Raw genomic sequence first — 6,000 nt, forward strand, 5'->3', positions numbered from 1 at the left:
CACTGACCGCGTTGACTCCTCTCCGTCGGCCGACAGAGCAGGGGCGACGGCAGTCGCCGAGCGACGACAGGGAGAGGGGTGAGCGTGACCGCGAAGGACGAGCTCGCGAGACCGGCACCGGCGTTCCGTCAGGTGGCGTCCGGGCGACTGTCGCGCCAGGTCGTCTCCCAGTTCCAGCAGCTGATGCGGGAGGGCGTCCTGGGCTCGGGCGACAAGCTCCCCGCGGAACGGGAACTCGCCGAGCAGTTCAACGTCAGCCGCAACTCGGTCCGCGAGGCACTGCGCGAACTGGACCTGCTGGGCCTGGTCGAGAGCCGGCACGGCGAGGGGACGTTCGTGCGGCACCCCGGCCCGGCCGAGTTGATGGCGCCGTTCCGCACGGTCATCGAGCTCTCCATGCCGGCAGCCGAGTCCGTCATGGAGTTCCGGATGGCCTTCGAGCCGGGCGTGGCCGCACTCGCCGCTGCCAACCTCACCGCGGAGCGGGAGCAGACGCTCCTGGCGGCACTGGAGCGGTTCGAGCAGGCGGTGCACGGCGAGGGTGCTGTGGAGACCTCGGACGCCGACTTCCACCTCGCGGTGGCCCAGGCGACGGGGAACCCCACGGTCATCGCCGTCCATGCCGCCGTCTACGAACTGCTCCACGACATGCGCAAGAAGTTGCCCTCCGCCAGCTACGACCCCCACGACAAGTCGGTGGCCGGGCACCGCGCCCTGCTCGACGCGATCCGTGCGCGCGATCCCGCCCGCGCCGGCCGGGTGATGCACCAGCACCTGAGCGACGTCGCCGGCGAGCTCGAGCACCAGGCGTAGGGAGACATCCCCTCACCCGCTACTACTTCCTGCCGCTGCCAGAGGTAGGACCACTAGACCACTTCGTCTGAACCCCGGGCCGTCAGCTCTCTCTGGCGTGCCGTTTCCCTGCCGTTTTCCGTGCCGTTCGTGAGGAGAGATCGATGTCCACCACCCACACCCGCGTCGTGATCGTCGGGGCTGGACCCGCCGGGCTGACCCTCGGCAACCTGCTGCAGCGGCGCCATGTCCCCTGCGTGATCGTGGACAAGTTCACCCGCGAGCAGCTGGTGAGCCGGACCCGCGCCGGACTGCTGGAGTACCGCACGGTCGAGACGATCAGCCGGATGGGCCTGGCCAAGCGGCTGTTCGCCGAGGGCCACCGGCACAGTGGCTGCGAGTTCCGCAGCGCCGGGCAGGCCTTCTACACCGACTTCACCGAGTACTACGACGGCCGCTCGCACCACGTCTTCCCGCAGCAGGAGGTGGTGGCCGACCTCCTCGACGGCTTCGTCGAGGCCGGCGGCGACGTCCGGCTCGGCGTGGCGGCCGAGCAGTTGCAGTTCGACGCCGACGGGGTCCGTGTCGTCTGCTCGGACGGCAGTGTGATCACCGGTGAGTTCCTCGCCGGCGCCGACGGTCAGCACGGCATCGCCCGGGCCAGCACCCCCACCGGCGCGATCACCGAGTACGAGATGCAGCACGAGTTCCAGTGGCTGACGCTGCAGGCGGAGGCACCGCCCTCGGCGGAGTGGACGATCTACGCCCAGCACGAGCGGGGCTTCGCCGGTCACCTCCTGCGCAGCGACACGGTGACGCGCTTCCACCTGCAGGTGCCGGTCGGCGACGTGGTCGAGAACTGGCCGGACGAGCGGATCTGGACGGAGCTGCGGGCCCGGCTGGAGAAGCCCGGTTGGACCCTCCATGAGGGCCGGATCTTCAGCAAGAACATGCTCGACATGCGCAGCCGGGTCGCCGAGCCCATGCAGTACGGCCGGGTCTTCCTGCTCGGCGACGCCGCGCACATCATCAGCCCGTCCGGCGGCAAGGGTCTCAACCTCGCCGTCGCCGACGCCGTCGAGCTCGACCGCGTGCTGCGTGAGTTCGACCTGGCCGGCGGCACCGAGCTCGACCAGCTGCAGGCCTACAGCGAGCGCCGGGTGCCCGACATCTGGCGGGCGCAGGAGTTCAGCCACGCGCTGCTCCACATGATGCACACCTACCCGGCCGACAGCCCGGACGCCGTTTTTCGGCAGCGGCTGCAGCAGTCGCGACTGTGGCAGCTGGCCAACTCCGAGGCCTACGCCACCAACTTCGCCCGCAGCTACATCGGTCCCCTCCCGATCGAGGACTGACCGCTCCCCTGTCGCACCACCCCGGCGACGCCGCCGGGCCGCGTTCCACCCACCCCGAGAACTCCACCCACCCCGAGAACTCCACCGACCCCGAGAACGAGGTATCGATGGCTCTGAGCACACGCTCCCTCCGGTTGCCGGCCAGCATGCTGGCCGCCGCCCTGGCTCTCACCGCCTGCGGCAGCGGCGGAGAGGACTCCAGCGCTGCGGCAGGGAACGACCTGCCCACCGTCCGCTTCTCCGGGCTGCCCGACCCGGCCCCCCTCCCCGTCCTCGTCATGCAGGAACTCGGCATCGACGAGGAGCACGGCTTCAACGCCGAGTTCATCGAGGTCGACCCGGACGCCTCGACGAGCACCTTCCTCATCGGCGAGAGCGACATCGGCGTGGACCAGGACGCCACCAGCTCGGCGATCGCCAACAACGAGGGGCACGACGTCGTCTCGTTCTACCCGGCGATGAGCAACACCGCGGCGATCGTGGTCGCCGAGGACAGCCCGTACCAGACGCCGGCAGACCTGGTCGGCAAGCGCGTCGGGCACTTCGGGGACGACTCCGGCACCACCCAGGCGCTGGCGGTCTCCCTGCAGGAGGCCCACGGCATCAACCCGCTCGAGGACTACGAGATGGTGCAGTCCTCACCCGCGGCGCTGCCGGAGCTCCTGGCCAGCGGCGAGGTCGACGCGATCTTCGACTTCGAGCCCTACGGCCTGCGGGCGATCGAGCAGACCCCGGGCCGCTACCTGTTCCAGGTGACCGACTACTGGCAGGAAGCGGCGAACTGGTCTCCCCCGCTGGCCATGCTCACCGCCCGCATGGAGTGGCTCGAGGAGAACGCCGAGCTGGCCCGGGAGGTCCAGGCGGCCTGGAAGGAAGCCGTCCAGGCGGTCGTCGACAGCGACTACCAGCTCTTCCTGGAGGAGCCCTACGCCAGCTTCCTCGACGTGGGCAGCGAGGAGGAGCTGCAGGCACTGGCCGACTACTGCGCCGAGCTGCCGTGCTACGCGAGCGACTGGACGCAGCAGGACGTCGACCAGCAGATGACCTACCTCGAGCTCCTCGTCGAGCAGGGCGGTCTCGAGCAGCTGCCGGAGGTCGCACCGGTCGCCGTGCTCGACGACCTGGTCAAGGGCTGAGCCGGGGCGCCCGGCCGGTGCCGCCGGCCGGGCGCCACCCCTTCCCCCTCAGACAGCACGCAGAAAGGAGGCGAGCATGACCGCTGCAACCGTTCCGGCCCGATCGACACGACGCCGGCTGCCGGACGCGAACCGGTGGGCGCTGTCCCTCGCCGGCATCGGATCGATCCTGGTCCTCTGGGCGATCGGTGGCTCGGCCACCCGGTACGTCCCACCCATCGGAGAGGTGCTCTCCGAGCTCCCCGGCTTCCTCGCCTCGGCCGAGGTCTGGGACGCCGCCGGAGTCACCACACTCCGGGTCATCGGCTCACTGCTCCTGGCGATGGTCCTCGGTGCGGCCGCTGCGGCCGTCATGCGCCGGGACTGGTTCTGGGGCCGGGTGATGAGCTCCTTCGTCGGGTTCGCCATCGCCGTCCCGAGCACCGTCGCGGCGCTGCTGGCCCTCTACGTCTTCCGTCGGGACCCGATCGGCGTCTACGCCGTCGTCGCCTTCATCTGCTTCCCCTTCGTGGCCACCGTGCTGCGCGAGGGCATGCGGAACCTCGACGTCAAGGTCGGCGAGATGGGTGACGCCTACCGGATCACCGGCACGGCGCGGCTGCGGCACGTCGTCCTGCCGCAGCTGGCTCCCTACGGCTTCTCCGCGGTGCGCAACGAGTACGCGCACGCCTGGAAGATCGTCGTCCTCGCCGAGCTCTTCATCGGGAGCAGCGGCATGGGATGGCAGTTCGCCCGGGCCTTCGACCGCTTCCAGCTCACCGAGGTCGTGCTGTGGCTGCTCGTCTTCGTGGCGATCCTGCTGCTCAGCGAGTACCTCGTCATCCGGCCCCTCGAGCGATTCGTCCTGAAATGGCGGGTGTCATGACAACCAACGGCTCTCTTCTGTCCGGCGAGGTCAACCTGATGTCGAACGCTGTCGACGGAGTCACGCCTCCGTTCCTGGACCTCCGTGACATCGTGATCAAGCACGGGGACCGGACCGCGGTCGACGGGGTGGACCTCACGGTGGCGCCGGGCGAGTTCCTGGCGCTGCTGGGCCCCAGCGGCTGTGGCAAGTCCACGCTGCTGCACGTCCTCGCCGGTCTGCGCCGGGCGCACTCCGGCGAGCTGCGGCTCAACGGCAGTCCGGCCGCCGCTGATCTGTCGGGCAAGCTCCGCGTCGGGTACGTGTTCCAGGACCACCGGCTCCTGCCGTGGCGGACCGTCGCCCAGAACATCACGATCGCGATGAAGAGCGCCGGCGTCCCCAAGGACGAGTGGGACGCCCGGATCGACCGCTACCTCGGCATGCTGCGGGTCGGTGAGTACCGCGACTCGTGGCCGATGCGCCTCTCCGGTGGTCAGCGGCAGCGGGTCTCCATCGCCCGTGCCCTCGCCGTCGACCCGGACGTCGTCCTCATGGACGAGCCGTTCAGTGGCCTGGACGAGGTGACCGCGCGGGCGATGCGGCTGGAGTTGTCCCGCCTGCGCGAGGTCTCCTCGGTGCCGACGGTCTTCGTCACCCACTCCATCAAGGAGGCGCTGTTCCTCGCCGACCGGGTCGTGACGCTCAGCCACGGGCCGGCCCGGGTGCTCAAGGAGTTGTCGGTGTCGCTGCCCCGGCCGCGGCAGTACGAGGACCCGGAGTTCGCTCGTCTGGAGGCCTCGGTGGTCGCGGACGTCCTCAAGGAGTGGGAGCTCACCGACGCCGCGCCGGGTGCACCAGAGCGGCGGGCATCGTGAGCGCCGCGGTCACCGAACGCCCGGCGGTCTCCGCGGAACCGGTTCCCGAGCGGCCGGTGCGGTTCCGCGGCGCGGCGAGGAACATCCTGGCCGGCATCACGGCGGCCGTCCTCGGGGCGGCGCTGTGGGAGCTGATCAGCCTCACCTCCGACGGCTGGGTCCCCGGGGTCGGCGAGATCGCTGCCTCCGCCGTCGAACTGCTCGGCGACGGCGAGTTCTACGGCGACGCCTGGATCTCGCTACGCCGGGTGCTGACGGTGCTGCTGGCGGCGACCCTCGCCGGGCTGGTCCTGGGCCTGCTCGCCGGGTTCAGCAGCAAGGTCGACAGCTTCCTGCGACCGATCCTGGTGACCGGGCTGGCCATCCCGGACCCCGTCTACATCATCCTGGTCATCCTGATCCTCGGGATCTCCGAGACCTCGGGCATCGTCGCGCTCACCATCGCCATCGTGCCGCTGGTCGCCAACGTGGTGATCAGCTCGGTGCAGGCGCGCGACCGCGGGCTGGACGAGATGGCCGCCACCTACCGGCTCAGTCACGTCGACTACCTGCGGCACGTCCTCGCCGGGCAGGTGCGACCGGCCATCGTGGCGGCGCTGCGCACGTCGTTCGCCTTCTCCTGGAAGCTCGTCGTGCTCATGGAGACGATGACCCAGTCCGACGGGGTCGGTGCCCGGATCTACGAGTCGTTCCGGTTCCTCCGGCCGGCCGACATGATCGCCTACGCGCTGCTGTTCATCGTGCTCATGCGGGTGCTCGAGATGCTCGCCCTGCGTCGCCTGGAGCGCTCGACCGTCGCCTGACCCTGCGGCCGCGCCCGGTCGCCCACCCCTCCTCCCCGGCGGAGCCGTGTCGGACCTCCGCCCGGTCCAGTCCCCACCCATCCGAAGGAGCAGTTCGTGGACCAGAACCTGTTCAACTCGATCTGTCTGGAGCAGCTGCGGCTGTCGGCGGTGCACGAGGGCGAGACCGTCGCGGTCCTGTCCCGCGGCGCC

Annotated in this window: 6 protein-coding genes; all 6 read left to right on the forward strand. The window is 70.2% G+C overall.

Annotation, left to right across the window (positions count from 1 at the left end):
• Nucleotides 1-78: 78 nt before the first annotated feature.
• Nucleotides 79-813: a FadR/GntR family transcriptional regulator gene (locus CRP39_RS10380; protein ID WP_097206271.1), complete on the forward strand. Its 735-nt coding sequence runs from the start codon at nt 79-81 to the stop codon at nt 811-813.
• 143 nt (nt 814-956) lie between these two features.
• Nucleotides 957-2,147, forward strand: coding sequence for a 4-hydroxybenzoate 3-monooxygenase (locus tag CRP39_RS10385; RefSeq protein WP_097206272.1), 1,191 nt, complete (start codon nt 957-959; stop codon nt 2,145-2,147).
• 107 nt (nt 2,148-2,254) lie between these two features.
• Complete coding sequence (locus tag CRP39_RS10390; protein ID WP_097206273.1) at nt 2,255-3,283, forward strand: ABC transporter substrate-binding protein; 1,029 nt, start codon at nt 2,255-2,257, stop codon at nt 3,281-3,283.
• 76 nt (nt 3,284-3,359) lie between these two features.
• A complete protein-coding gene (locus tag CRP39_RS10395) occupies nt 3,360-4,148 on the forward strand; it encodes an ABC transporter permease (RefSeq protein WP_097206274.1) in 789 nt (262 codons plus the stop codon).
• 38 nt (nt 4,149-4,186) lie between these two features.
• Nucleotides 4,187-5,005, forward strand: a complete 819-nt coding sequence (locus CRP39_RS10400) for an ABC transporter ATP-binding protein (RefSeq protein WP_172442376.1) — start codon at nt 4,187-4,189, stop codon at nt 5,003-5,005.
• Entirely contained in the window at nt 5,002-5,808 is an 807-nt protein-coding gene (locus CRP39_RS10405; RefSeq protein ID WP_172442377.1) for an ABC transporter permease, read from the forward strand. Before CRP39_RS10400 ends, CRP39_RS10405 begins: the two co-directional genes overlap by 4 nt.
• Nucleotides 5,809-6,000: the final 192 nt, after the last annotated feature.

The organism is Geodermatophilus sabuli (assembly GCF_900215145.1).
In the GTDB taxonomy this organism is placed as follows: Bacteria; Actinomycetota; Actinomycetes; order Mycobacteriales; family Geodermatophilaceae; genus Geodermatophilus; species Geodermatophilus sabuli.

What these genes read in the sequence shown, in the direction of transcription:
- CRP39_RS10385 (WP_097206272.1), top strand. Translation starts at nt 957, where the DNA reads ATGTCCACCACCCACACCCGCGTCGTGATCGTCGGGGCTGGACCCGCC.
- CRP39_RS10390 (WP_097206273.1), top strand. Translation starts at nt 2,255, where the DNA reads ATGGCTCTGAGCACACGCTCCCTCCGGTTGCCGGCCAGCATGCTGGCC.
- CRP39_RS10395 (WP_097206274.1), top strand. Translation starts at nt 3,360, where the DNA reads ATGACCGCTGCAACCGTTCCGGCCCGATCGACACGACGCCGGCTGCCG.
- CRP39_RS10400 (WP_172442376.1), top strand. Translation starts at nt 4,187, where the DNA reads ATGTCGAACGCTGTCGACGGAGTCACGCCTCCGTTCCTGGACCTCCGT.